Source organism: Rhizobium sp. GW821-FHT14E12 (assembly GCF_058803745.1).
Genome location: NZ_JBXAPH010000004.1, coordinates 477,205 through 500,769 on the forward strand (window position 1 = coordinate 477,205; position 23,565 = coordinate 500,769).

28 protein-coding genes are annotated in these 23,565 nt (G+C 60.4%); 17 read left to right on the plus strand and 11 right to left on the minus strand.

Going from position 1 to position 23,565, the window contains the following annotated elements; genetic code table 11:
• Nucleotides 1–88: 88 nt before the first annotated feature.
• Nucleotides 89–985, plus strand: a complete 897-nt coding sequence (locus AC1RO0_RS19190; RefSeq protein ID WP_498594399.1) for an AraC family transcriptional regulator — start codon at nucleotides 89–91, stop codon at nucleotides 983–985.
• A 28-nt stretch (nucleotides 986–1,013) separates the two neighbouring features.
• On the opposite strand, the gene AC1RO0_RS19195 is transcribed toward AC1RO0_RS19190, so the two are convergent.
• From AC1RO0_RS19195 to AC1RO0_RS19210, 4 genes are all read right to left on the minus strand, one after another.
• On the minus strand, nucleotides 1,014–1,265 hold the full coding sequence (locus AC1RO0_RS19195; RefSeq protein ID WP_498594400.1) for a toxin-antitoxin system HicB family antitoxin: 252 nt from the start codon (nucleotides 1,263–1,265) through the stop codon (nucleotides 1,014–1,016).
• Nucleotides 1,262–1,678 (minus strand): putative toxin-antitoxin system toxin component, PIN family, encoded by a 417-nt coding sequence (locus AC1RO0_RS19200; protein WP_498594401.1) that lies wholly within the window; start codon nucleotides 1,676–1,678, stop codon nucleotides 1,262–1,264. Before AC1RO0_RS19200 ends, AC1RO0_RS19195 begins: the two co-directional genes overlap by 4 nt.
• A gap of 84 nt (nucleotides 1,679–1,762) precedes the next feature.
• The gene (locus AC1RO0_RS19205) at nucleotides 1,763–2,608 is read right to left on the minus strand and encodes a metallophosphoesterase (RefSeq protein ID WP_498594402.1); all 846 of its coding nucleotides are present in this window, start codon (nucleotides 2,606–2,608) and stop codon (nucleotides 1,763–1,765) included.
• 106 nt (nucleotides 2,609–2,714) lie between these two features.
• A complete protein-coding gene (locus AC1RO0_RS19210) occupies nucleotides 2,715–3,317 on the minus strand; it encodes a superoxide dismutase (RefSeq protein ID WP_007699507.1) in 603 nt (200 codons plus the stop codon).
• Nucleotides 3,318–3,684: 367 nt separating this feature from the next.
• Between AC1RO0_RS19210 and AC1RO0_RS19215 the strand changes: the two genes are divergently transcribed.
• The 8 genes from AC1RO0_RS19215 (at nucleotide 3,685) to AC1RO0_RS19250 (ending at nucleotide 8,802) form a co-directional block, all read left to right on the plus strand.
• On the plus strand, nucleotides 3,685–3,891 hold the full coding sequence (locus AC1RO0_RS19215) for a cold-shock protein (protein WP_498594403.1): 207 nt from the start codon (nucleotides 3,685–3,687) through the stop codon (nucleotides 3,889–3,891).
• A gap of 197 nt (nucleotides 3,892–4,088) precedes the next feature.
• The gene (locus AC1RO0_RS19220) at nucleotides 4,089–4,304 is read left to right on the plus strand and encodes a hypothetical protein (RefSeq protein WP_498594404.1); all 216 of its coding nucleotides are present in this window, start codon (nucleotides 4,089–4,091) and stop codon (nucleotides 4,302–4,304) included.
• Between the two features lie 146 nt (nucleotides 4,305–4,450).
• The gene (locus AC1RO0_RS19225; RefSeq protein ID WP_498594405.1) at nucleotides 4,451–4,891 is read left to right on the plus strand and encodes a hypothetical protein; all 441 of its coding nucleotides are present in this window, start codon (nucleotides 4,451–4,453) and stop codon (nucleotides 4,889–4,891) included.
• Nucleotides 4,892–4,905: 14 nt separating this feature from the next.
• The gene (locus AC1RO0_RS19230; protein ID WP_498594406.1) at nucleotides 4,906–5,157 is read left to right on the plus strand and encodes a BON domain-containing protein; all 252 of its coding nucleotides are present in this window, start codon (nucleotides 4,906–4,908) and stop codon (nucleotides 5,155–5,157) included.
• A gap of 48 nt (nucleotides 5,158–5,205) precedes the next feature.
• On the plus strand, nucleotides 5,206–5,856 hold the full coding sequence (locus AC1RO0_RS19235; RefSeq protein WP_498594407.1) for an aspartate/glutamate racemase family protein: 651 nt from the start codon (nucleotides 5,206–5,208) through the stop codon (nucleotides 5,854–5,856).
• A gap of 105 nt (nucleotides 5,857–5,961) precedes the next feature.
• Nucleotides 5,962–6,774 (plus strand): helix-turn-helix domain-containing protein, encoded by an 813-nt coding sequence (locus tag AC1RO0_RS19240; RefSeq protein WP_498594408.1) that lies wholly within the window; start codon nucleotides 5,962–5,964, stop codon nucleotides 6,772–6,774.
• 109 nt (nucleotides 6,775–6,883) lie between these two features.
• A complete protein-coding gene (locus AC1RO0_RS19245) occupies nucleotides 6,884–7,576 on the plus strand; it encodes a YbhB/YbcL family Raf kinase inhibitor-like protein (protein ID WP_498594409.1) in 693 nt (230 codons plus the stop codon).
• A complete protein-coding gene (locus AC1RO0_RS19250) occupies nucleotides 7,573–8,802 on the plus strand; it encodes an MFS transporter (RefSeq protein ID WP_498594410.1) in 1,230 nt (409 codons plus the stop codon). Before AC1RO0_RS19245 ends, AC1RO0_RS19250 begins: the two co-directional genes overlap by 4 nt.
• 61 nt (nucleotides 8,803–8,863) lie before the next feature.
• Here AC1RO0_RS19250 and AC1RO0_RS19255 read toward each other — a convergent pair whose 3' ends face one another.
• Nucleotides 8,864–9,751, minus strand: coding sequence for a LysR family transcriptional regulator (locus tag AC1RO0_RS19255; RefSeq protein WP_498594411.1), 888 nt, complete (start codon nucleotides 9,749–9,751; stop codon nucleotides 8,864–8,866).
• Nucleotides 9,752–9,891: 140 nt separating this feature from the next.
• On the opposite strand from AC1RO0_RS19255, the gene AC1RO0_RS19260 reads away from it, so the two are divergent.
• From AC1RO0_RS19260 to AC1RO0_RS19270, 3 genes are read left to right on the plus strand one after another with little or no spacing between them, the layout of a single operon-like run.
• Nucleotides 9,892–11,184 carry an MFS transporter gene (locus AC1RO0_RS19260; protein ID WP_498594441.1) on the plus strand — a complete coding sequence of 431 codons (1,293 nt, stop codon included), beginning with the start codon at nucleotides 9,892–9,894 and terminating at the stop codon, nucleotides 11,182–11,184.
• Entirely contained in the window at nucleotides 11,087–11,560 is a 474-nt protein-coding gene (locus tag AC1RO0_RS19265) for a cyclophilin-like fold protein (RefSeq protein ID WP_498594412.1), read from the plus strand. Before AC1RO0_RS19260 ends, AC1RO0_RS19265 begins: the two co-directional genes overlap by 98 nt.
• A gap of 52 nt (nucleotides 11,561–11,612) precedes the next feature.
• Complete coding sequence (locus tag AC1RO0_RS19270) at nucleotides 11,613–12,728, plus strand: alpha/beta hydrolase (RefSeq protein ID WP_498594413.1); 1,116 nt, start codon at nucleotides 11,613–11,615, stop codon at nucleotides 12,726–12,728.
• A gap of 166 nt (nucleotides 12,729–12,894) precedes the next feature.
• On the opposite strand, the gene AC1RO0_RS19275 is transcribed toward AC1RO0_RS19270, so the two are convergent.
• Nucleotides 12,895–13,146 (minus strand): DUF1488 family protein, encoded by a 252-nt coding sequence (locus AC1RO0_RS19275; protein ID WP_498594414.1) that lies wholly within the window; start codon nucleotides 13,144–13,146, stop codon nucleotides 12,895–12,897.
• A 71-nt stretch (nucleotides 13,147–13,217) separates the two neighbouring features.
• Complete coding sequence (locus tag AC1RO0_RS19280) at nucleotides 13,218–13,340, minus strand: hypothetical protein (RefSeq protein WP_007699477.1); 123 nt, start codon at nucleotides 13,338–13,340, stop codon at nucleotides 13,218–13,220.
• Between the two features lie 158 nt (nucleotides 13,341–13,498).
• On the opposite strand from AC1RO0_RS19280, the gene AC1RO0_RS19285 reads away from it, so the two are divergent.
• Nucleotides 13,499–14,035 carry a GNAT family N-acetyltransferase gene (locus AC1RO0_RS19285; RefSeq protein WP_498594415.1) on the plus strand — a complete coding sequence of 179 codons (537 nt, stop codon included), beginning with the start codon at nucleotides 13,499–13,501 and terminating at the stop codon, nucleotides 14,033–14,035.
• A 24-nt stretch (nucleotides 14,036–14,059) separates the two neighbouring features.
• Here AC1RO0_RS19285 and AC1RO0_RS19290 read toward each other — a convergent pair whose 3' ends face one another.
• Nucleotides 14,060–14,947, minus strand: a complete 888-nt coding sequence (locus AC1RO0_RS19290; protein ID WP_498594416.1) for a branched-chain amino acid aminotransferase — start codon at nucleotides 14,945–14,947, stop codon at nucleotides 14,060–14,062.
• Nucleotides 14,948–15,154: 207 nt separating this feature from the next.
• On the opposite strand from AC1RO0_RS19290, the gene AC1RO0_RS19295 reads away from it, so the two are divergent.
• The 3 genes from AC1RO0_RS19295 to zwf all read left to right on the plus strand — a co-directional run bounded on the left by AC1RO0_RS19295 (nucleotide 15,155) and on the right by zwf (nucleotide 18,749).
• The gene (locus AC1RO0_RS19295; RefSeq protein WP_498594417.1) at nucleotides 15,155–16,195 is read left to right on the plus strand and encodes a zinc-dependent alcohol dehydrogenase family protein; all 1,041 of its coding nucleotides are present in this window, start codon (nucleotides 15,155–15,157) and stop codon (nucleotides 16,193–16,195) included.
• A 57-nt stretch (nucleotides 16,196–16,252) separates the two neighbouring features.
• Nucleotides 16,253–17,023 carry a trans-aconitate 2-methyltransferase gene (gene tam, locus AC1RO0_RS19300; RefSeq protein ID WP_498594418.1) on the plus strand — a complete coding sequence of 257 codons (771 nt, stop codon included), beginning with the start codon at nucleotides 16,253–16,255 and terminating at the stop codon, nucleotides 17,021–17,023.
• A 205-nt stretch (nucleotides 17,024–17,228) separates the two neighbouring features.
• The gene (gene zwf / locus AC1RO0_RS19305; RefSeq protein WP_498594419.1) at nucleotides 17,229–18,749 is read left to right on the plus strand and encodes a glucose-6-phosphate dehydrogenase; all 1,521 of its coding nucleotides are present in this window, start codon (nucleotides 17,229–17,231) and stop codon (nucleotides 18,747–18,749) included.
• A 38-nt stretch (nucleotides 18,750–18,787) separates the two neighbouring features.
• Here the strand turns inward: zwf and AC1RO0_RS19310 are convergent, their stop codons facing one another.
• From AC1RO0_RS19310 to AC1RO0_RS19320, 3 genes are all read right to left on the minus strand, one after another.
• The gene (locus AC1RO0_RS19310; RefSeq protein ID WP_498594420.1) at nucleotides 18,788–19,651 is read right to left on the minus strand and encodes a carbon-nitrogen hydrolase family protein; all 864 of its coding nucleotides are present in this window, start codon (nucleotides 19,649–19,651) and stop codon (nucleotides 18,788–18,790) included.
• Nucleotides 19,652–19,777: 126 nt separating this feature from the next.
• On the minus strand, nucleotides 19,778–21,139 hold the full coding sequence (locus tag AC1RO0_RS19315; protein WP_498594421.1) for a metallophosphoesterase family protein: 1,362 nt from the start codon (nucleotides 21,137–21,139) through the stop codon (nucleotides 19,778–19,780).
• 81 nt (nucleotides 21,140–21,220) lie between these two features.
• A complete protein-coding gene (locus AC1RO0_RS19320; RefSeq protein WP_498594422.1) occupies nucleotides 21,221–21,619 on the minus strand; it encodes a hypothetical protein in 399 nt (132 codons plus the stop codon).
• 226 nt (nucleotides 21,620–21,845) lie between these two features.
• Here AC1RO0_RS19320 and AC1RO0_RS19325 point away from each other — a divergent pair, with 226 nt between their 5' ends.
• Complete coding sequence (locus tag AC1RO0_RS19325) at nucleotides 21,846–23,372, plus strand: helicase HerA-like C-terminal domain-containing protein (RefSeq protein WP_498594423.1); 1,527 nt, start codon at nucleotides 21,846–21,848, stop codon at nucleotides 23,370–23,372.
• Nucleotides 23,373–23,565 lie beyond the last annotated feature (193 nt).

Genomic DNA, 23,565 nt, shown 5'->3' on the forward strand with positions numbered 1-23,565 from the left:
AATTTCTTGCCTATTCCTCCAACCGCCTTGCCGGCCGGCACCACGCTGCTATGATGATGGCATTCGCCCCCTGCCCTGGAGACCGCCGATGTCGTCAGCCCTTAAAGATGCGCTCATACACTTCATCGAAAGAAGTGATGGCGGCGACAACGGGGTCTTTTCGACCGGCATCGATGGCTTTTGCGTCATGCGCTCGAGCGAGCCGAAGATGCCACATAAGATGATCTACAGGCCGGCGCTCTGCGTCATCGTCCAGGGCGCGAAGCAATTGATGCTACACGACCGGGTGATCGACTATGCCGAGATGCAAGCCCTCATCATCAGCATCGAGCTGCCCGCCGCCGGCCGGGTGATCACGGCAAGCCCAGAAAAGCCCTACATCGCCATCTCGCTCGAATTCGATGTCGGCATGATGCGCGAAGTGATGGAGCAACTCGATGCGCCACCGAAGCCGACGGGCGGTGCCGGTCTCGGCATCTTCGTCGAGAACCTCAGCCAGCCGCTGGCCGATTGCCTGGTGCGATTGACCGGCCTGCTCGCAACCCCGGGGGCAATCCCGGTGCTCCATCCGGCGATCATGCGGGAAATGTGTTTCTGGCTGCTCACCGGTCCCAATGGCGGCGAGGTCTGCAAGCTGGTGCTTCCGGACAGCCAGACGCGCCGTATTGCCGACGCCATCCGCCTGCTGCGCGACAATTTCGCCGAGCCGGTACGCATCGAGCAGCTTGCCGCCGCCGCGCGCATGAGCCCCTCTTCGTTCCATCAGCATTTCAAGACGCTGACTTCGATGACACCGCTGCAATATCAGAAGCAGATGCGGCTGCTCGAAGCCCGCCGCCTGATGGTTGCCGGCAGTGCCAATGTGGAAAATGCCGCCTATCGGGTCGGCTATGAAAGCGCCTCGCAGTTCAGCCGCGAATACAGCCGCATGTTCGGCGCGGCGCCGAAGCGGGACGTGGCGGAGATGCGGGTGGCGGCGGAATAATATCTGCCACCACCCTCAGTCTGAACGACTAGTTCTCCAATTCATCGCCTTGATCAGGCGGATTGCCTATACCGGAGCGATTGAGGATTTCAATTGCCTTGCCGACATCAGCACGCGACGCCCGTTCCTGGAAGTAACTTGCTGTTCTCAAAGCGGAGAGCTTTTCCGCCACAGCTGTATTGATGAATTGATTGAGCGCCACACCTTCCTGCTCCGCGACCTTGCGGGCTTCATCCAGAAGCGAGTTTTGCAGCCGTAGTGCAAAGTTGCTTTTTCTCATCTCGTATTCTCCAATCGTTTCAGCGCGCCGCCCGGAGAAATAACGTCAACACCGAAACGTTCCGGGTGCTTGCCGAAGTCCCTGAGATTAAATGTTACGATAGCGTGGGCTCGACCGTTGACGGCTGCTTCCAACACCATGTCGTCGTTGGGGTCATTCAGCACAGGCCGCCATAGAAATGCCAAGTGAACCGGCGTAGCTGCCTCCGTAACGGCATCCAGCAATGTATTCACATCGGCGATGGAGAGGCCGGATATTTTCAAATGCTCCGCTCTTGTCATCACGGCCTCATACTCGATTACGAGTGGAACTGATGCCAAAAGGACGAAGCGCCGTTCCAACGCCGCTATCAGTAATCGCCGAGACGCTCCTGCGTCACTGCGAATAGCCGCCACCATGATTGCGGTATCCAATATCAGCCTCATGAACGCATGATATCATATGCAATATTACAAGTCATCAAGAAGGCTTGCGTCGTGATGTACTGATACAGATCGCTAAAGTATCAGAACCCTGCTCTCCTCTCGCCCGAAACCGGCAATCTCCAGCCGATCCTCGTAGACCGCGACGAGCGCATAGGCATTGCTGTCCTCGGTATCGACCATGCCTTTGAAATTGATGAAGTAAGTTCCATCGGTAGTGCCGAAATTGCCGGCGTGGTTGTGGCCGTTGAGATAGGCGACAACGTGATCATGTTCGGAGAGCAAGGCCAGCAGGCGCTCGCTGTCGAGCGCGTTGTGCGAATTCTCCGGGAAAACCGGATAGTGGTTCATGACCACGACTTTCTCACCCGCGGCTTTCGCTTCATTCAGCTTGGCGGCGAGCCAGGCATATTGCGTGTCGCTGATGGCGCCATTCCAACGGTGCGAATTGGGCGCGCCGGCGTCATTGAGCGCCCTCATCAAAGCCTTGGCTTCATCGCGACGCGGGTCGCCCTCTGGGGGCGTAAACAGGCTGACCTCGTTGCCGTCAAGCGCGATGAAACGATAGCCGGCATGGACGAAGTCGTAATAGGCCGACGACAGCCCGACGCGGTTCGCAACCTTCGTCAGATGCTCTGGCGCGACCGCAAAATCGTGATTGCCGAGCAGGAAATAACGCTGATGCCGCAGGGTCTCGTAGACCGGCAGGATGTCATCGAAACTTCCCCAATGACGGTCGATGATATCCCCCAGCGTCACAACGAAGGCGAGGTCGTGACGGTTGAATTCCGCAATAGCCTCCTTCAGTTTGGCAAGGCTCTTCGCCGGATAACGATCGAGCTCGAGATTGGGCTCGAGAGCGGCATATTGCGGATCGGCGACGACGCCGAAACGGAAGAGCAGAGCGGACGAAGACGGCATGCAGCGCAGCCTCCCTGGGCTGACGGGTTAATCATCGGACAATAGATACGAAAACACCCGACGCTTTGACAGCGCCGGGTGTAAAAGCAAGCCGAAACGGCAAAGCTTACTTCGTGGCAGCTTCGTAGCGCTCCAGGACGTAGTCCCAGTTGATCAGGCTATCGATGAAGGCCTCGAGGTATTTCGGGCGCAGGTTGCGGTAGTCGATGTAATAGGAGTGTTCCCAGACGTCGACGCCGAGGATCGGGGTGGCGCCATGAACCAGCGGGTTTTCGCCGTTCGGGGTCTTGGAGATTTCGAGCTTGCCGTTCTTGACGGAAACCCAGGCCCAGCCGGAGCCGAACTGGGTAGCGCCGGCAGCGGCGAAATCGGCCTTGAACTTGTCATAGCCGCCGAGATCGGACGCGAAAGCAGCTTCGAGCTTGCCCGGCAGCTTGTTGCCGCCGCCGCCCTTCTTCATCCACTTCCAGAAATGGACGTGGTTGTAATGCTGGGCAGCATTGTTGAAGAGGCCGGCATTGGTGCCGAAAGACTTCTTCACGATCTCTTCGAGAGACAGATCGGAAAGGCCTGCTTCAGCAGCGAGCTTGTTGCCGTTGTCGACATAGGCCTTGTGATGCTTGTCATGGTGATACTCAAGAGTCTCACGCGACATGAAGGGGGAAAGAGCATCGTAATCGTAGGGAAGTTCAGGCAATTCGAAAGCCATGGTCATATCTCCTCTTGGCAATTGATTGCGTCGGCAGGTGACCCGGAACATAGGAGGGGACGATGGGAAGGGCAACCGGCGACATGCCAAAAAATCGTGGGCTGGAGGAAAATTTACCCGTCTTTCAACCAGATACCGCTTGTATTGCTCATCACCTAAATTGCGTGCCGAACGGCCTAATCGCCTTCTCGCCCAAGACTGGTCTTAATTAAACCTTAATCAGCTTGTAGTTGTCTTTCTATCGTCTTGGGCAGTTTGGCTTATCGCGGCGTCAGAGTTCTCGACCCGCCGATCTCCTCAACCGTATGGTCCTGAATATGCAAGGCATGACTGCCGGCATGGACCATGCCAAGCCCAAGGAGACAGCATGTTCAATGGCATCGTCAAGAATTTCGACCTGGAAAAGGGCTACGGCTTCATTCAGCCGACCGACGGTAGCGTCGCTATTTTCGTTCACGCGAAAATAGTGGCTAAATCCGGCTTGGAGACGCTCAAAAAGGGTCAGAAGCTGATCTTCGAAATCGAGCAGGACGGCATGGGCCGTAGCTCGATCTCTAAGCTCAGATTGGCATGATTGGAACGGAATACGGCGCTGACCACGGATGTACTGGCAGCCCGCGATCACTCCGTTGACAACCAAGCCGAAATGTTCGGCAAGCGGCATCTTGGCCGTCTTGCCGGACATGCATTTCCCGATAGACGACATTTGCGCGAAAGCGCCGTGATAACAGGGCCGTTGCAACAGACAGGGCCGGAAAGACGTAGCGCACCGTGGCCATCCACCGTTTCCCCATCGGCCAGACCGTTCGACTGAAGAGCCTGAAAGGCCTTTCCCCGAAGGCGGCGGAGGTTTACCGGATCACGGCCTATCTTCCAGCGAGGGACAATTCCCCGCAATATCGGATGCGCAACGACGAAGTCGCCCAGGAACGGGTGACGCAGGAAATCGATATAGAGCCGATCACCACGGCGGCAAAAGCCGACTAGATCGCGCCGTCGCAGCAATCGCGCGCAGCAATAGCATTCAGGGCCTCTGTTTAGACGATGGCGCGCGCGAAACCGTGCGCCGGTCCGGGAGACGGCGACAATCGCCGCGCTGAGTTCCGAGGCCATCAACTATGCCGGAAGGATTGATGATGCCCGCCGATACTGCCAGCGAGACCAGCAGCAATGACGGCCCGGTTGGCCTCATTCCATTCTTCGAAAGCCGTTCGTCCCGCCATATCAGGGACACATCCCTGCTGGATGATAGGGCGCCTCTCTTTGAAAACGATGAGTGGCTGATCGACGATTTCGGTGTCCGGGCGAAGATGCCCGAGGGCAGCTTCAAGATTCCAGCCGGCCGCCTCGGCGAATTGACGACCTCCGCGGCGGGTGCCTTTCTGTTCTGGCCGACGCATATGGCGCAGGAAAACTGGACCAAGATCAATCTGTTTATCGAAGCCTATAGGCAAGCCTTGAAGCTCCACAAGGGACGATACGGACCGCAAATTCCAGACGAGCTGCTTGACAGCAGCTTAGGCGCCGCGATGGCGATCTCCGCGGATAAAACGCGAAAGACAACCACTAGCTGAGGAAATCAGACCCCATGACACCCTCATTCTCTGCCAAAATGCCCCGCGCCAATGCGCCTGAAACGATCGACCTCGAATTCGCGGTGGAAAACGCGCTGGCCATCGCCGAAGATATCGACGGCCCGGATGTTTTCGTGACTGCGGACGGTCCCAAAATCGTCCTTAGCGGCTGGCTTGCAACCGAAGAAGAGATCGACCGCGCCGGCAAAATCGCGGCCACGATCTGCGGCATCGCACGCGTCGACAATCAGATCGTCAGAGGCTAGGTTCGGTGAACCGCTACCCTGTCGGGTGGCCTCAGCGAGACCAGGTTCGTGACAATCATCTGCCTGCACACTGCCGAAAGCAACATCCCCATCTATGAGGACGCAGCAAGGGAGCTTGGCCTTCCGGCTGGCGCCCTTCATCATCATGTCCGCGCCGACCTTCTCCTGACCGCCGAGCGGCTGGGAGGGCTGACAGCTGATATCACGGCGGAGACGGCGGACGTCCTCTTGCACCTCGCGCAGGAGGCCGATGCCGTTGTGCTCAACTGCTCCACCCTTGGCCCGGCGGCATTGCTGGCCGCCGACCGGTCCGCGGTCCCTGTTATAAGGGCTGATGGCGTGTTGGCGGAAAGAGCGGTGAAGGCGGGCGGCAAGGTTGTCGTCCTCTGCACCGTCGGAACGACCATCGATCCCACCACCCGACTATTCGAAGATGCCGCAAAGGCAAGCGGTGCCGACATCGACGTGCGGTTGATCGAAGGCGCCTGGGCTCTGTTCCGGGCCGGCGAACAGGATGCCTATCTAATGTCGATCGCCGAGGCGGTCGACATAGCACAGCGCGAGGGGGCGAAGACGGTCGCCTTCGCACAGGCGTCGATGACCGGAGCGCTCCGGCTGCTGACCGGAAGCGCTGCCCAGCCGATGACCGGTCCGCTTGTCGCGCTGGAAGCAGCTATGGCAGCGGTTGCCGCGAACTGAATCACCTGGAACCGAGAGAACCGACAAGGCACTTTGCGGGCTTGGCATCGCCAGTGACGTGGTCCAGACTATCGTCCTCATCGACACCAGCAGGACGCTGCCGCCATGCCCGAGGCCCATCAAATATTGGAGAAGCTGCGCCGGCTGGCGAGGAAAGACAATCGGCCGGCCGTCATGCCGGCTGATGGCAAAAGCTATTCCACGCTCTTCACCTTCGTCACCCGGCAGCGCGAGCGGATCGCCGGCTCGGCCTTTGCCCATGTCTCGATCGTCGTTCTCGTCGAGGGCTACAAGGAGGTGTTGAGCATGGGGCGGCATCAGCGCTTTCCGGCCGGTACGGTGCTGGTGCTTCCCGCCGGCTGGCGCGGCGATGTCGTCAACGATCCTGATCCGCAGAGCGGCATCTATCGCGCCATCTTCATCAGCTTTCCCGATGAACTCGTACGCCGCGCCGTCAGGGCATTTCCGCCTGCGCGCACGGCCTCGCAGATCGACCTGCCGCTCGATCCGGTGCTAGCCGCAGCCATCCATCATGCCGGCGACGGCATTGCCTCCGGTCAGCTGCCGGCGGAACTGATCGAGCATCGCTTGATGGAGGTGCTGATGGTGCTCGGCATGCGCGGCGCCCTGCCCGCATCGCCTGAAACGACGGCGGAGGCCGTACGTGCGCTGGTGCGCTGGCAGCCGGACCGCGCCTGGACAGCCGACCTCATCGCTGTCGAACTCGGCACCAGCAATGCGACCCTGCGCCGGCGTCTATCGCGGGAAGGTTCCTCGCTGCGCGACGTGCTGGCAAGCGAACGCGTGGCGCTTGCGACGACATTATTGACCGAAGACGGACTGTCGCTACGCGAGGCAGCCCTTGCCACCGGCTATCGCTCCCCTCGCCGCTTCGCCGAACGGCTGCGCGGCACTTGAGCGTTTCCGGCTTCACTTTGAGCGTTTACGTACGCAGGCGTGCCGGAACGATCTGTTAGACCCTGCCCCATGAAAGCTCGAAAGGGCTGAAACGCGAAAGGGCAAAACCATGCGACATACTCCCCATCTCCTCGGCGCAATCGCTATCGCAGCGGCAATCACCACCGGCTTGCCGGCTTTTGCCGCCGATCTCAAGGTCAAGTTTGAAAAGAGCGATGGCCGCATGCTGCTGCCGGAAAACGCCTCGTGTATCGCAACCCCAAACAGCAAGTCGGCGCCGGGGCCGAACAAGAGCGTCGCTTTGTCCTGGTCGAAAGGGCCGAAGGGCACGCGCTCCTATGCGCTGACCATGGTAGACCCCGATGTGCCCAGCGATTTCTCGTTGTTCAACAAGGACGACAAGAGCATCCCGAAGAACTTCAAGCGGATCGAATTCGTCCATTGGGTGCTCGCCGATATACCGGCCTCTCTCACCAGCCTTCCCGAAGGCGCCGATGGCGACAATTCACCGGCGGCCGGGTTGCCGCTCGAACGCACGGACCACGGCCGGCGCGGACAGAACGGCACAGGCGACGGCTCCTTGAAGAATGGGCCGCATGGGGGCTATATGGGCGCGTGCCCGCCCTGGAACGACGAGCGTGTCCACGGTTATCATGTCACCGTCTATGCGCTCGATGTCGACCGGCTCAATCTTCCCGATCTCTTCACCCGCGCGGACCTGCTTGCCGCGGCGAAGGGGCATATCCTGGCGTCGGGCAGCCAGGAATTACTGTATACGCTGAATGCAAAGGCCAGAAAATGACTGAGACGAGATGGGAGGCAGCCGCACCGGCTGAACCGGAAACCGCCTACTGGATGCGGAATCTGATCATCTGCCTCGTCGGCTCCTTCACCACCATCGTGGCGATGACGCTGCTGCTTCCCTTCCTGCCGCTTTATGTCGAGGAACTCGGCGTCACCGACAAGGCGGCGATCGTGCAATGGTCGGGCATCGCCTATGGTGCCACCTTCTTTGCCGCCGCCTTCGTCGCGCCGCTCTGGGGTCGGCTCGGCGATATCTATGGCCGCAAGCTGATGCTGGTGCGCGCCAGCCTCGGCATGACGGTGGCGATTTCGCTGATGGGCATGGCGGGCAGCGTCTGGCAATTGGTGGCACTGCGCCTGTTCACGGGCCTTGCCGGCGGCTATGCCTCGGGCTCGATGGTTCTGGTGGCGACGCAGACGCCGAAGCATCGCTCCGCCTGGGCGCTCGGCACGCTGTCCTCCGGCATCATGGCCGGCAATCTCGTCGGACCTCTGATCGGTGGCGCCCTGCCGCCGATCATCGGCATTCGCGGCACCTTTCTGCTGGCTGGCAGCGTGATCTTCTTCACCTTCCTGGCGACGACCTTCCTGATCAAGGAAGAGAAATCGCCGGCGCGCAAGAAAGCCGCAAAGGCGAGCGGCGGCTGGGCTTCCATCCCCGACAAGCGACCTGCGATCGCCATGTTGTCGATCGGACTGCTGCTGATGCTCGCCAATATGTCAATCGAACCGATCATTACCGTCTATGTCGCCCAGTTCGTCGAGAACGCGCATGTCACGATGGTTTCGGGCGTGGTCATGGCTGCGGCGGCTCTCGGCAGCATCCTGTCGGCCTCTTGGCTCGGCAAGCTCGCCGACCGTATCGGCCATTGGACTGTCATCATGGCGGCTCTGGCGGTCGCGGCGCTGCTGTTGATCCCGCAGGCTTTCGTGACCTCAGCCTGGCAATTGATCGCGTTGCGTTTCCTGATGGGTATCGCGCTCGGTGGACTGCTGCCCTGCATCACCGCCGTCATCCGCCATAATGTGCCGGACGCGGCGGCCGGCAGCATTCTCGGCCTTTCGATCTCGTCGCAATATGTCGGTCAGGTGGCAGGCCCGGTCATGGGCGGCTTCGTCGGCGGCCATATCGGCATGCGCGCGGTCTTCCTCGGCACCTGCGTGCTGCTGGCAATGGGGGCGGTCTATTGTTGGTGGGTCAGCCCGAGGAAAGAGGCGGAATAATCCCCTCAGCGAAAATCATTCGCCGTCAGGAAGAGAGATGGAGTTAAAGAGGGCCTTCATCTTAAAAACGCAATGCATCGACGATGACCTTGAACGCAGGGGAGTTCTGCCGCCTGTTCGGATAGTAGAGATAGTAGCCCGGAAACATCGGGCACCAGTCGTCGAGAACTTGAATCAATCGTCCCGAGGCAATGTCGCCCTCCACCAGATTCTCGGGCAGATAGGCGATCCCATAGCCATTGGCAGCAGCATCGATCATGGCATAGGAGGTGCTGAAGGTGAGCTGTCCATCGACACGGACACGAAGCTCCTTCTCTTTCTTTTCGAACTCCCAGGCGTAGAGGCCACCTGACCGGGACTGGCGGTTGTTGATGCAGTTATGCGCCACAAGCTCCTGGGGAGACCGAGGAACGGGCCGCGTGGCAAAATATCCCGGAGACGCAACCGCCACGAGGCGCCAGTCTGGCCCGATCCGAACAGCAATCATGTCCTTGTCCACGCTCTCGCCCAGCCTAATCCCCGCATCGAACCGGTCTTCGACAATGTTGCGGAAGGCGTTGTCTGTATTGAGCTCAAGCTTGATATCAGGATAGTCCTTCAGGACAGGACACAGCTTTGGCCACACCAGGCTTTCCAGTGCGTGATCGGACAGGGTGATCCTGATCGTGCCGGACGGCTTGTCCCGGATCTCCATCAGCTCGTCGATTTCAGTCTCGATCTCTTCGATACGTGGCGCGAGCGAGCGAATTAGCCGCTCGCCAGCTTCCGTCGGCGAAACGCTCCGCGTCGTGCGGGTGAGAAGTCGCAGGCCCATGCGCGCTTCAAGCCTTTTGATGGTGTGACTGAGCGTCGACTGCGAGGTGCCGAGCTTCGCAGCCGCCTTTGTGAAGCTCCGCTCTTCGGCGACGGCCAGAAACCAGAGCATGTTGTTCAGGTCTTCTCTTTTCACACGCATCTCCGGGCCATTTATATCAGAATCCAATAAGTCCATCCCAATTGCAACGGCTAATAAGGGAGATGGAGACGCTGTAAATTAGCCTCATGACACAGAAAACACTCATCCTTGATACCGATAGCGTCGCCGTCTTCATGGCCGAGAACGCGGCCCGGCCAGTGCGCGAAGACGCCCCGATGACCTCAGCCTGGGGGGCGGTGTTCTCCATGGCGCTTTGCGTCGCCGTCCTGATCGCATCCGAGTTCATGCCGGTCAGCCTGCTGTCGCCGATTGCGGCGGACCTCGGCGTGACCGAAGGCCATATGGGTCAGGCGATTTCAATCTCGGGTATATTCGCGGTTGTCACCAGCCTGATCGTTTCGTCGGTTACGCGGCAACTGGACCGTCGTCTGGTGGTGACCTCACTGACGCTTCTTCTGCTTGTCTCCGGAACGATCGTTACGTTCGCTCCGAACTACGTGGCGCTGATGATCGGCCGTGCCCTGCTAGGTGTCGCCATCGGTGGCTTCTGGTCGATGTCGACCGCCATCGTCATGCGCCTCGTACCCGAGGATGCGGTGCCAAAAGGTCTGGCAATGCTGAATGCGGGCAATGCTATTGCCGCCACGATTTCCGCACCGATCGGTAGTCTGTTAGGGGCATACATAGGCTGGCGTGGCGCGTTCTTTACCGTCGTGCCGCTCGCCCTGCTGGCACTTGCCTGGCAGTGGATCAGCCTTCCATCGCTTCCCTCGCATCGCAAAGAAGGCTCTCCGAATGCCCTGAGCTTGCTTGCACGTCCCGAGGTCGCAATCGGCATGACCTCCGTCATGCTGCTGTTCATGGGCCAGTTCGCGCTGTTCACCTATCTCCGCCCATTCCTGGAAACGGTCACTCGGGTCTCGATATCGACGCTTTCCCTACTTCTGCTCCTGATGGGCCTGGCGGGCATCGTTGGCACCTACTGTGTCAGCGGCCTGCTCCGGACCCGGTTGTTCAGCATCCTGGGATCAATCCCGCTCGTGATGGCCGCTATAGCGCTGTTGTTAATTGCGTTCGGCACATCGTCCGTCGTCACCGGAGCTCTTCTTGTTGCCTGGGGGTTCTTCGGCACTGCCGCGCCGGTCGGTTGGGGGACATGGCTGAGCCGAACCATGCCCGACGACGCAGAGGCAGGCGGCGGTCTCCAGGTTGCCACTATCCAGCTCGCCATCACCATGGGCGCTTCTCTGGGCGGCGTTCTGTTCGACACAGCGGGTTGGTGGACCACATTCGCCCTTGCCGCAGTCCTGATGACTGGTTCGTCCGCTCTTGCCGCTGTCGCGTGGTGTTACAAACAAGGCATCCGACATGGTTTCGAATTCGAAGACCCTCAGCCGTCGTACCGTTCTCGGGTCGATGATTGCGACGGCAGCATTCCCGATGCTGGCCCAAGGTCGGCAAGGTAACGATCCAGCTAGCCAGGAGCCGACCACCATGAAGATCAGGATGATGTTTGGCGGGCAGACGATGACCGCAGCCCTCTACGACAATGCATCAGCCCGCGACTTTGCGTCCATATTGCCACTCGACGTGAAGATCGAAGACTACTCGACCAACGAGAAGATCACATATCTTCCGCGCAAGCTGACCGAGGCCGGAAGCGGTCCGTTCAGCAACGAGCGTCCCGGCGATCTCTGTTATTTTGCCCCATGGGGCAATCTGGCGCTTTTCTACAGCGGCTATCGCTACTCGACGGGCCTGATCCGCCTTGGCCGTTTCGACGATAGCTTCGAACCTTTGCTCACGCGTGGCGAATTTCCGCTCCGCATCGAGAGGGTCTGACGACCCGGTTCCGAGTTTGCATTCCCTTATCCTCACCCATGGAGACACGACGATGAACGAGAAGAATGAATCCCAAGCCGCGCTCACAACATCCGGCGAAGGTATCGACCGCCGTCAACTGCTGAAAATGAGCGGCGCCAGCATCGCGGCGTTTGGCGCGATGTCCGTTATCAACCTTCCATTCGCACAGGCCCAAGACATGTCCAATGGCGCAAACAACTTCTACAAGAGCGATCGGGTGACGCTTCAGAAGGTCACCTTCAAGACGCAATACCAGATGAACGTCGCAGGCAATCTGTATCTCCCCAACGACCTCGACCGCAACGCCAAGGCTCCAGCGATCATCGTCGGGCATCCGATGGGTGCCGTGAAAGAGCAGAGCGCCAACCTCTACGCCACGAAGATGGCTGAACAGGGCTTTGTGGCGATGTCCATCGACCTGCCGTTCTGGGGCGAAAGCGAGGGGCAGTCCCGCAATCTGGTTTCGCCCGACGTCTACGCCGAAGGTTTCAGTGCCGGCGTCGATTTCCTTGGGAGCCAGGCTTATGTCGACAGGGCGCGGATTGGCGCTATCGGCATTTGCGGGAGCGGCAGCTTCGTCATCAGTGCCGCTAAGATCGATCCGCGCATGAAGGCCATCGCGACCGTCAGCATGTATGACATGGGCGCTGCCAATCGCGATGCGCTCAACCATTCGCAGACCGTCGAGCAGCGGAAGGGAATCATCGCCGCTGCCGCGGAACAACGATATGTCGAATTTGCAGGCGGCGAAGTCGAACTCACCGGCGGGACTGTTCACGAGCTGGTCGCGGATACCCATCCCATCCAGCGTGAGTTCTACGACTTCTACCGCACGCCGAGAGGCGAATTTACCCCGGCCGGCGCGACACGGCTCACGACCACGCATCCAACACTGACCAGCAACGTCAAGTTCATGAACTTCTATCCGTTCAATGACATCGAGACGATCTCTCCCAGACCAATGATGTTCATCACCGGAGACCAAGCTCATTCGCGTGAATTCAGCGAAGATGCGTACAAGCGTGCGTCGGAGCCGAAGGAACTCGTCTGGGTCAAGGGTGCAGGACACGTCGATCTCTACGACCGTGTGGACCTCATCCCGTTCGACAAGCTGTCCGCCTTCTTCGATCAGCACCTCGCGGCGTAATCCAGCGCGCCTTGTTCGACAGGATGAGAAGGCCCGGACCCTAAAATCCGGGCCAAGAACTGCATTTTCGCATGCGCGCCGTCTTCCTCGGCACCTGCGTGCTGCTGGCAACGGGAGCGGTCTATTGCTGGTGGGTCAGCCCGAGGAAAGAGGCGGAATAATCTCCTCAGCGAAAATCATTCGCTGTCAGGATGTACATGCGCCGGCGGGCATAGCCATAGGCTTTCATGGCCACCTGCTGTATCGCATCGCGCCCGGCATCGAAGGCGGCGAGATAGCCCGCCTCGGTGTTGGCCTCCGGAAAGACATCGGCTTCGACCAGAAATGGGACCTCGAACATGCCGTCATGCCCGATGAAACGGATACGTCGCGCCGACGCATCATAACTGCGGCTCCGGTTGGGAAAGCTCAAGCTCATCGTCGACTACCTTTAAACAAGAATGGACCCGGCGGCCTCATAAAGGTCGGCGGTTTCAATTGCTTCCGACATCACCACGTCAATCCGAACAGCATCGAATAGATGACGAACCCGATCGCCGCGATGACACAGAGCTGCAGAAACAGCCTGTAGTAGTCGAAAAGATAGACAGAAGCAGGAAGAGAGATTTTCATGGCGGCCTCCTTAGTGGTTTTGCCGACCATCTCCATAATAGCACAAAAGCAATTGCCGTGGGAGAATTCGCTACATTTTCTTGTACTGCGAATTATTCTTCCGCATCCCGACGTCTATTCTTATCTTTACGCGCAACGATAAATCAGGAGAAACAACCGTGCTTCCGACCTTTGAAACCGGCCGCCTGACCCTGCGTCCGCGCACTATGGCCGATATCGAGGCATGCATGGCCATGGATCGCGATCCGGAAGTGACGAAATTCATTCCCGGCCCATGGAACGATCCGGAAGCACACAGGCTGTTCCTGACAAACCGCATTCAGTCCGACTTTGGCGAGGGCCTCGGTTACTGGTCTATCTTCGCCAAGGAAAATCCGGAGCAATTTCTGGGATGGATTTTGCTGATCCCCGCCGATGCGGTTGGGCCGGAGATCGAGATCGGCTGGCGGCTAAACAGGCTCAGCTGGGGCAAGGGCTATGCGACGGAAGCTGCAAGGCCGGTCCTCGCCCATGCCTTTGCAACACTCAGCCTCGAGCAAGTGATTGCCGATATCGCGCCCGGCAACACGGCCTCCATCCGTGTCGCCGAAAAGCTCGGCCTATCGCCGACGCGCGCAACGGAATATCTCGGCCAACCCTTCGCATCCTACCGGATCACGAAGCAAACCTTCGAAGCCAATTGGAAGGCGCCGTGATCCGACGGTTGCGTTCCAATATTCCTATTCTTCGCTGGCGCTCCGGCCAAAGGCCCAATCCATGTAGAGTTCCAGCGCCTTGCGGGCGAGCGGACCCTGCTGGAATTCGCGGCCGTCGAGGCGGGTGACGCCGACGACCTTGGCGAAGTTGCCGGTGGTGAAGATCTCGTCGGCGGCCATGAACTGCTCGACCGACAGCGTTTCCTCACGCACCTCGAACCCTTCCTGGCGCAACAGGCCGATGACGCGGGCGCGGGTAATTCCGGCGAGGAAGGTGCGGTTGGCAACCGGCGTATAGACGATGCCGTCCTTGACCATGAAGACGTTGGACGAGGCGGTCTCGGCGACATTGCCGTTCATGTCGCATGCAAGCGCATTGTCGAAGCCGCGCTTTTTCGCTTCCAGGATCATGCGGCCGCTGTTCGGGTAGAGCGAGCCGGCCTTGGCGTCGGTCATCGCGGTTTCCGGCGACGGGCGGCGGAAAGGCGAAACGGTCAGCGAAATGCCACCCTGACCACCCAGCGGCGCCTCGAACAGGCAGAGCGCGAAGCGGGTCGATTCCCCATCGACTGCGACGACGCTGCCCGCCGTACCATGCTCGCCCCAATACATCGGCTTGATGTAGAGCGGCGTCTTGCCATCGAATTTCTTGATGCCTTCCCAGGCGAGCGCTTCGATTTCCTCCGGCGTCTTCACCGGCTTCAATCCCATGGCGAGCGCCGAGCGGTTGATGCGCTGGCAATGCAGGTCGAGATCCGGCGCGATGCCATCGAACCAGCGGGCGCCGTCGAAGACGGTCGATGCCAGCCACATGGCATGCGAAGTCGGCCCGATCAGCGGCGGATTGCCGGGGAGCCATTCTCCATCGACGTGGGTCCAGGTGGTGGTGCGGGGGGATGTATCGACAGCCATGATGATTTCCTCGTGAAAGCGGCAAAAGGAAATCCCTGTGCAACCTGGGGGTCAAGCGGAATTTTCGGCCCGAAATCCATTCGCAACAAAGCGCCGGATGATGCTTTTCACGCGCAATTTTCATGCGCCGAAACAACAGCTTGACGAATGGGTCAATCAGGAAAAATGATGAGCCAAACCAAACGCGGCGAGCTATACGGGATACCCATGAAAGCTATGTATTATGAGGCCTTCGAGGCCACCCCCGAAATCCGCACCCTCCCCGACCCCACGCCCGGCGAAGACGGCGTCGTCATTGCCGTCGGCGCGAGCGGGCTTTGCCGCAGCGACTGGCACGGCTGGATGGGACATGACCCCGATATCCAGCTGCCGCATGTGCCCGGCCATGAACTTGCCGGCAAGGTGGTGGCGACCGGCCGGGGCGTTGTCCGCTTCAAGGTCGGCGACCGTGTCACCGTGCCCTTCGTGTCCGGCTGCGGCCATTGCGCCGAATGCCATTCCGGTAACCAGCAGGTCTGCCCGAGCCAGTTCCAGCCCGGCTTCACCCATTGGGGTTCCTTCGCCGAATATGTGGCAATCGACTATGCCGACACCAATCTCGTGCATCTGCCGGAGACTGTGGATGATGCCACCGCTGCAAGCCTCGGCTGCCGTTTCGCCACTTCGTTTCGTGCCGTCGCCGACCAGGCGAAGACGCGGCCGGGCGAATGGATCGCCGTGCATGGCTGCGGCGGCGTTGGCCTGTCCGCGATCATGATCGCCAGCGCGCTCGGGGCGAACGCCATCGCCGTCGATATTTCCGACGAGAAGCTGGCCTTCGCCCGCGAATGCGGCGCGGTCGCAACGATCAATGCCGCCGGTGTTGCCGATGTCGCGGAAGCCGTGCGCGAGATCACCAAGGGTGGCGCGCATGTGTCGATCGACGCGCTCGGCCATCCCGTCACCTGCTTCAATTCGATCAAGAACCTCCGCCGCCGTGGCCGGCATGTGCAGGTCGGCCTGATGCTCGGCGATTATGCGACGCCGCAGATCCCGATGGCGCAGGTGATCGGCCACGAGCTGGAAATCTACGGCAGCCACGGCATGCAGGCCTGGCGCTACGACGCCATGCTCGACATGCTCGCCGCCGGCAAGATCGCCCCGCAAAAGCTGATCGGCCGCAGGATCAGCCTGGAGGAGGCCGTGCCGGCGCTGATGACGCTGGACAAGGCCGAGGGCACGGGGATCAGCGTGATTACACGGTTCTGATATATCCCGGTGCTATGCCCGGTGGAGACGAAGGCAATCTGAGAAGAGGATAGGATCATGGCATGGTCGGCCGGCCAATATGTGAAGTTCGAGGATGAACGCACCCGCCCGGCGCGCGACCTGCTGGCGCAGGTGCCGCTCACGCGCATCGACCGTGCCATCGATCTCGGCTGCGGCCCCGGCAACTCGACAGAGCTGATCGTCGAGCGCTATGGCGCCGCCGGCGTCTCCGGCCTGGACAGCGACGACAACATGCTCGAGGCTGCCCGCGCGCGCATGCCCGGCACGGACTTCGTCAAGGCCGATCTTGCGACATGGCAACCGGATGAGCCCGTCGACCTGCTGTTCGCCAACGCCGTCTTCCAGTGGCTGCCCGATCACCTCGAGATTTTCGACCGGCTGATGGACGGACTGAAGCCGGGCGGCGTGCTCGCCATCCAGATGCCGGACAACCTCACCGAACTCAGCCATCTGATGATGGAAGAGACCGCGAAAAGCGGCCCCTGGAGCGAGACTTTCGCGAAGAAGAGCGTCCGCCGCAATCCCCTGCCCGCGCCGTCGGTCTATTATAACAGGCTGATCGGCAAGTCCGCACGCATCGACCTCTGGCACACCAACTACAATCACGCGCTGGAAAACGCCGCCGCCATCGTCGAGTGGGTCAAGGCCACGGGCCTGCGCCCCTATCTCGATCATACCGGCTCCGACCATCGCGACGCCTTCACGGCCGATTATCTCGCGCGCATCGAAAAGGCCTATCCGCCACTTACAGACGGCAAAGTCTTATTGCGGTTTCCCCGGCTGTTTCTGGTGGCGGTGAAGAAGTAGGCCACTGGCAGCGATCCTTGATCCCATCGACAACCGGCGCTGTAGCACTTCAAATCTGCGGCATAATTTTATCCTCAGATCGATTCCGATCTAAGGAATTATGCAGTAGAACATGCGCAGCCAAAGCAAAAACTGCAACAGGTCCGAGGAGATACCCCATGTCGTCCAGAAACCCGATGTTCATCCGCTTTGCCGAGGTGCACGCATGAGCGGCCCGGATGTTGCACCGGCTCCGCCGCTGACCTTCGTGATCTTCGGCGCCACCGGCGATCTGACGCGGCGGCTGCTGATCCCGACGCTGATCAACATGTCGCGCAGCGGGCTTGTGGGCGACGACCTGCATATTCTTGGGATCGGCATCGAGCCCGGCGGCGTCGACATGCTGCTGGAGAAGCTGGATTCGTTTCTTGCCACATCAGGCGACATGCAGGAGCCGGAACGGCAGCAGGCATGGCAGAGCCTGCGCAAGCGTATTGCCTATATCTCCGGCGACTTCACCCAGAACGCCGTCTATGACGAGATCGGCAAATATCTGTCGCAAGCGCCGAGCGCCAATGCGGCCTTCTATCTTGCTGTGCCGCCGCGCTTCTTCGGCGATGTCGCCGAAAAACTCTCCGCCACCGGGCTTATGAACGAAACGGCCGGCGCCTTCCGCCGGATCGCCATCGAAAAGCCCTTCGGCCACGACCTTGCCTCGGCGCGCGAGCTGAACGCCCGGCTGCTCAGCCACGCCAACGAAAACCAGATCTATCGCATCGACCATTTCCTCGGCAAGGAAACCGTCCAGAACATCATGACAACGCGCTTCGCCAACATGATGATCGAGGCGCTGTGGAACAATAACTATATCGATCACGTCCAGATCACCGCGGCGGAACTGGTGGATGTCGGCACACGCGGCAAATTCTACGATTCGACCGGCGCGTTGCGCGACATGGTGCCGAACCATCTCTTCCAGCTCCTGGCCATGGTGGCGATGGAGCCGCCGAACAGCTTTGATGCCGAATCAATCCGCAATGAAAAAGGTAAGCTACTAAAGGCTTTGCGCGTCTATTCGCGCGAGGAAGCAATCCAGAACGGCGTGCGCGGTGCCTATACGGCCGGACCTCTCGCCGGCAAGGATCTGCCCGCCTATACCGGGACGGCCGATGTCGCGCCCGATAGCAACACCGAGACCTTCGTCGCGCTCAAACTGCTCGTTGATACCTGGCGCTGGGCCGGCGTGCCCTTCTACCTGCGCACCGGCAAGGCGCTGAAGGCGCGCGACACCGAGATCGTCATCACCTTCCGGCAGGTGCCCTTCGCGCAATTCCCGCGCCCGGCCTCGCGCCCGCAGCTGCCGCCGAACCGGCTGATCATCCAGGTGCAGCCGGACGAAGGGCTGGATATGGAAGTCTCGATCAAGGCCCCCGGCCTCGTGTTGAAGACCGTGCCGATCTCGCTCGATTTCCGCTATGCCGACCGCTTCGACATCGGCAAGCAGACCGGCTACGAGAGCCTATTCTACGAACTCTTCGTCGGCGACCAGACCCTGTTCCAGCGCGCCGACGGCATCGAAGCCGGCTGGGCCGCCGTGCAGCCCTTCCTCGACCTCTGGGCCGAAGGCGGCAAGCCCGACCCTTACGCGCCCGGCAGCATGGGTCCGGCCTGCGCCGACGACCTCATCCAGCGCGACGGCCGCGCCTGGCATCAGCCGGACGAGAAGCCGGAGGGCAAGAAGGGGTGAGACTACGGGCCGGCCCCAGAAGGAGCCGGTCATGCATCTCAATCCTCGAATTGATACAGGATACGCTCGGCGCGGTGCGATTCCAGAACGGCGGCGAAGAAACGATCCTGTTCGGGATCGTCCGCGAGCGCGTTCATCGTGAAGCCGGCCTCGTGACGCGTCGCCTGCCCGCCCATATATCCGCCGCGCTCGACCCATAGGCTCGGATAGTCCTGACTGTACCGGCAGGAATTGGCAGAGCTGACGGCATAGACGTGTTGCCGACCATAGGCTTGCATCAATGGCGGGATCGTATGGGTTTCATTCTTGTCGCGACCCTGACCGTCGGCGCAGGCGGAGTGAAAGACGAGCTCGACCTGCCCTTCATACGCGCGCCAGAGCTCGGGATAGGACCAATCGCGGCAGATGAGGAAACCGCAGGCGACGCCTTCGATATCCAGGATGAGCTGGTGACGCCCCAATTCGAAAGCCCGCAGATCATTGGTTGAGCAGCAACGCTTGTCATAGCGACCGGCGAGTTGACCATCGCGGTTGAAAACATAAAGAGAATTGAATTTCCTCTGCATGGCGTCATCGCGATGCACACAGCCAGTCGCGACCCAGACGCGGTGACGACGCGCTGCCGATTGCACCGCTTCCACCGCCGCCTGAAGACCAGCCCAATCGAAGCCGGCCCAGTCCGGCCAATTGGCCGAACCATAGCCGGACAGAGCACACTCCGGGAAATGAGCGACATCGGCGCCAGCCTTGGCCGCCGCTTCGATCAGTGTCAGGATCTGCGCCGTATTCGCCGCGATGTCATACCCCACGGGGATCTGGCACGTTGCCACTCTCAGACGATCCGGCGCTCCGATGGCCGACGGCCGCTTGTGCCAAGTATAGGCGCCATCCCATTTCGCCATGAACTTTCTCCGCAACGACTCGATTCGGCTAAGCGACCAGCCTAACAGAAACTGGTCCGCGCTCGAACGAACCATGCTACCTGCCGGCAGCCTTTCCGATGTGGAGCACCCCAGAACCTCGGCGGATCACCGTGCCGCAGCAATCGAAACCTGCAGCTCGCTGCCCATGAAGGGACGATCCGCCGCTCCACCGTGACCATGGCCCACGCTCCATTGCGACGGCCAGACCAGGCGCTCGAGGCCGGTTGCGGAGGCCGCATCGAAGGAGGTCCATCTATCATCGCCATGCATGCGGTAGAGGGCGCCGCCTGGCCCCATACCGGCATGCAAGACGATATCAAGATCGAAAGGCTGGCCAGCGGCGAGATCGGGACCCAACCAGTAGTGCGGACTGCGACCGCGATCGCGACCCAGGATCACGGTCAAGGTCTGTCGCGGACCGCGCAAACCGAGCCAGAGCGGCGCGATGCTGCCGGGATTGAAGGCGGAGAAGAGGGTTTGGGCCGGAGCATGTGCCGTGTCCGGCATCAAACCCCGTATCCGCAATTCGACAATACGCTCATTGCTCGTCGAGCCGCTAAAGCCAGCCGCATGCGTTCCAGCCGAGAGGCTTTGCCACTCCTCCGGATCAGCCGGCTTGAGAGGCCATTGCAACCGTTCGCGAACAACTCCGTCGGTATCCAACACCTGATAACGAAAACTGTCCGCATCGAGAGCCGCCTGGATGCAATGGAGATATTCCACGCCCTCCGGCATTCGATGCGCCGTGCCCGCGCCGGCGGTGCAAAGCTGCAGGACGCCGCGATGAACCTGGACGTCGAAGACAAGAATATGGCTGCAAACATAGGCCAGAACATCGGCTTCAACCAGAATATCCCAAAATCGCTTGGCATATTCGGGGCCGATCTCGCGCTGATACGCGCCGGAAAATCCGTTGACCGGGAAGACCGGGTGATGGCCGAGGACGATCTTGTGGCTGATATCGCCATGTGCCTTTAGCGTTGCTTCCAACCACTCGGTTTCGACATGGCCCTCGCCGCCGAGGCCGGTCCATAGCGTATGGACGAAGACCAGCAGAAGATCGCCGTGGCGCACCCAGTAGGACAGACCTTCCTGACCCGCCGGTCCGTTTTCCGGAAGCAGCAGGACCTCGCGGAAGATCTGCTCGCTCATCTCGTCATAGGTGGTGTGGTTGCCGGTCGTGTGCCAAAGCGGCGTCTTTTGACGATCGAGCCAGCCCATTTCGTGGTCGAGCCAATGCCGCCATTGTGCTCTCAACTCGTCGGCATCGGCGGTCAGGCCGATGATTTCATCGCCCGGAAACAGAATGAATTCCGGTGGCGGATCGAGCCGACGCAAGACGGTATTGACAGCGGCAAAGGTCTTTTCGTGCAGCGCTCCCGGAACGCCGGAACAGGAATCGCCATAGAGCACGAAGTTGTGGCCTGATCCTTGCGGCAGAAGAGAAGGAATAGGATTGGCGGACATGAGTGGCCTGCAATTTCCAGCATGACAAAACGAAAAACCCCGCGGCTAGACCGCGGGGTCCTTGTCTCGAATGACAGCAGATTACAGGAACTGGTTCAAGCCCGGAACGGAGCCGACGACCTGGTCGACCACGTCGTTGCCGGCATGCTGGCGGGCGGTTTCGATGGTTGCCTTGGCGAGCGAGGTGACCTCGCCCATGCTGAGGCCGCTGCTCATCAACTGCTGGCCGAGCGCCATGATGCCGCCGCCGGCGCCGACAGCATTGAGGAGGCCGCCAAGCAGGCCACCGCCGCCAGAGGCTTCTTCGCCGCCATATTGCGCCACCAAATCGGAAGCGCCGGGAATGGCGGCAATCATCTTGGTGACCGGGCCATCCGGAGATTCACGCTGCAGGAAGCCAAGGATCGTGCCGACGGCCTTTTCCGCGACATCGGGGGCAATACCGGCTTTTGCTGCAATTTGATCAATAACTTCGTTCACTTAAACCTCCAGCCTGTTGATTCCGACGTTAACGTCAACGTAACCGAATGGACCGACAGGCACAAGCCGTGCCGGATATGCGTAGCCTATCATAAACATAACCATGACGCGAATGGTTGTCGCCACTCAAGTCTGTTCTTATAACAGCTTCAGGACAAATCGATGAACCGGCCCTGGCAGCCTCTCTTAAGTTGCCGTGCCGCCGCCCACAGGGAGACGACACCTCATGCCGCAGCAAGATGGACAGATTTTCGTAGGCGCCAGCCGCAATCCGGACGACAGTCTCAACAAGAGCGAATATCTGACGCTGAAATTCGGCAACCGCCACGGCCTCGTCACCGGCGCGACCGGCACGGGCAAGACAGTGACGCTACAGGTGCTGGCGGAAGGCTTTTCCAAGGCGGGCGTGCCGGTCTTCTGCGCCGACATCAAGGGCGATCTCTCCGGCATCGCCGCCAAGGGTGAGCCGAAGGATTTCCTGTTGAAGCGGGCCGAGGATGTCGGCCTGAAGCCCTATGAATTTGAGCAGTTCCCGGTGATCTTCTGGGATATCTATGGCGAAAAAGGCCATCGCGTGCGCGCCACCATCGCCGAGATGGGACCGCTGCTGTTGTCCCGGCTGATGGACGCCTCGGAGGCACAGGAAGGCGTGCTCAACATCGCCTTCAAGATCGCCGATGAAAATGGCCTGGCGCTGCTCGACCTCAAGGATTTCCAGGCGCTCTTGAACTACATGGGTGAAAATGCCAGCGAGCTTTCCAGCAAATACGGCCTGATCTCGAAAACCTCCGTCGGTTCGCTGCAGCGGTCGCTTCTGGTGCTGGAGCAGCAGGGGGCTGCAAACTTCTTCGGCGAGCCGGCGCTGAAAATTTCCGACATCATGCGCGTCAACAACAACGGTTACGGGCAGGTATCGGTGCTTGCCGCCGACAAGCTGATGATGAACCCGCGCCTCTACGCCACCTTCCTGCTCTGGCTGCTCTCCGAACTTTTCGAGGAACTGCCTGAGGTCGGCGACCCTGAAAAGCCGAGGCTAGTGTTCTTCTTCGACGAGGCGCATCTACTCTTCAACGATGCGCCGAAAGTGCTGATCGAGCGCGTCGAACAGGTCGTGCGCCTGATCCGCTCCAAGGGTGTCGGCGTCTATTTCGTCACGCAGAACCCGCTCGACGTGCCGGAAACCGTGCTCGCCCAGCTCGGCAACCGCGTGCAGCATGCGCTGCGCGCCTATACGCCGCGCGAACAGAAGGCCGTGCAGACGGCGGCCGACACCTTCCGTCCTAACCCGGCCTTCAAGACCGCCGACGTCATCACCACGCTCGGCACCGGCGAGGCGCTGGTCTCCATGCTTGAAGGCAAGGGTGCGCCCTCGATCGTCGAGCGCACCTTGATCCGCCCGCCGTCCGGCCGCATCGGTCCCCTGACCGATGCCGAGCGCCAGGCCATCATCAATGCGAGCCCGGTCGCCGGCCTTTATGACCAGACTATCGACCGCGAATCCGCTTACGAGATCCTCGCTGCCCGCGCCGGCAAGGCAGCCGATCAGGCTGCGGCCAAGGAAGACGGAGAGAGCACCGGTGGCTGGACACTTCCCGGCTTCGGCGGAGACAGCAACAAGCCGGCGGGCCGCGGCCGCTCCGGCTACCAGCGCGAGACCATCCTGGAAGCGACGATGAAAAGCATGGCGCGTACGGTCGCGACGCAGGTCGGACGGGCGCTGGTGCGGGGGATTCTGGGAAGCCTGAAGCGGTAGACTAGCACCTCCCCCTTGAGGGGGGAGGTCGCGGCAAAGCCGCGGGTGGGGGTGACATGCCGCAAACACGGAGATCACCCCACCCCGGCCCTTCGGGCCGACCCTCCCCCTTAAGGGGCAGGGCTATCGCATATGAGCGAGGAGTTCGGTTAGGAATTGGTCATCCCATCCGGCCTTTTTGATTTTGCGTCGG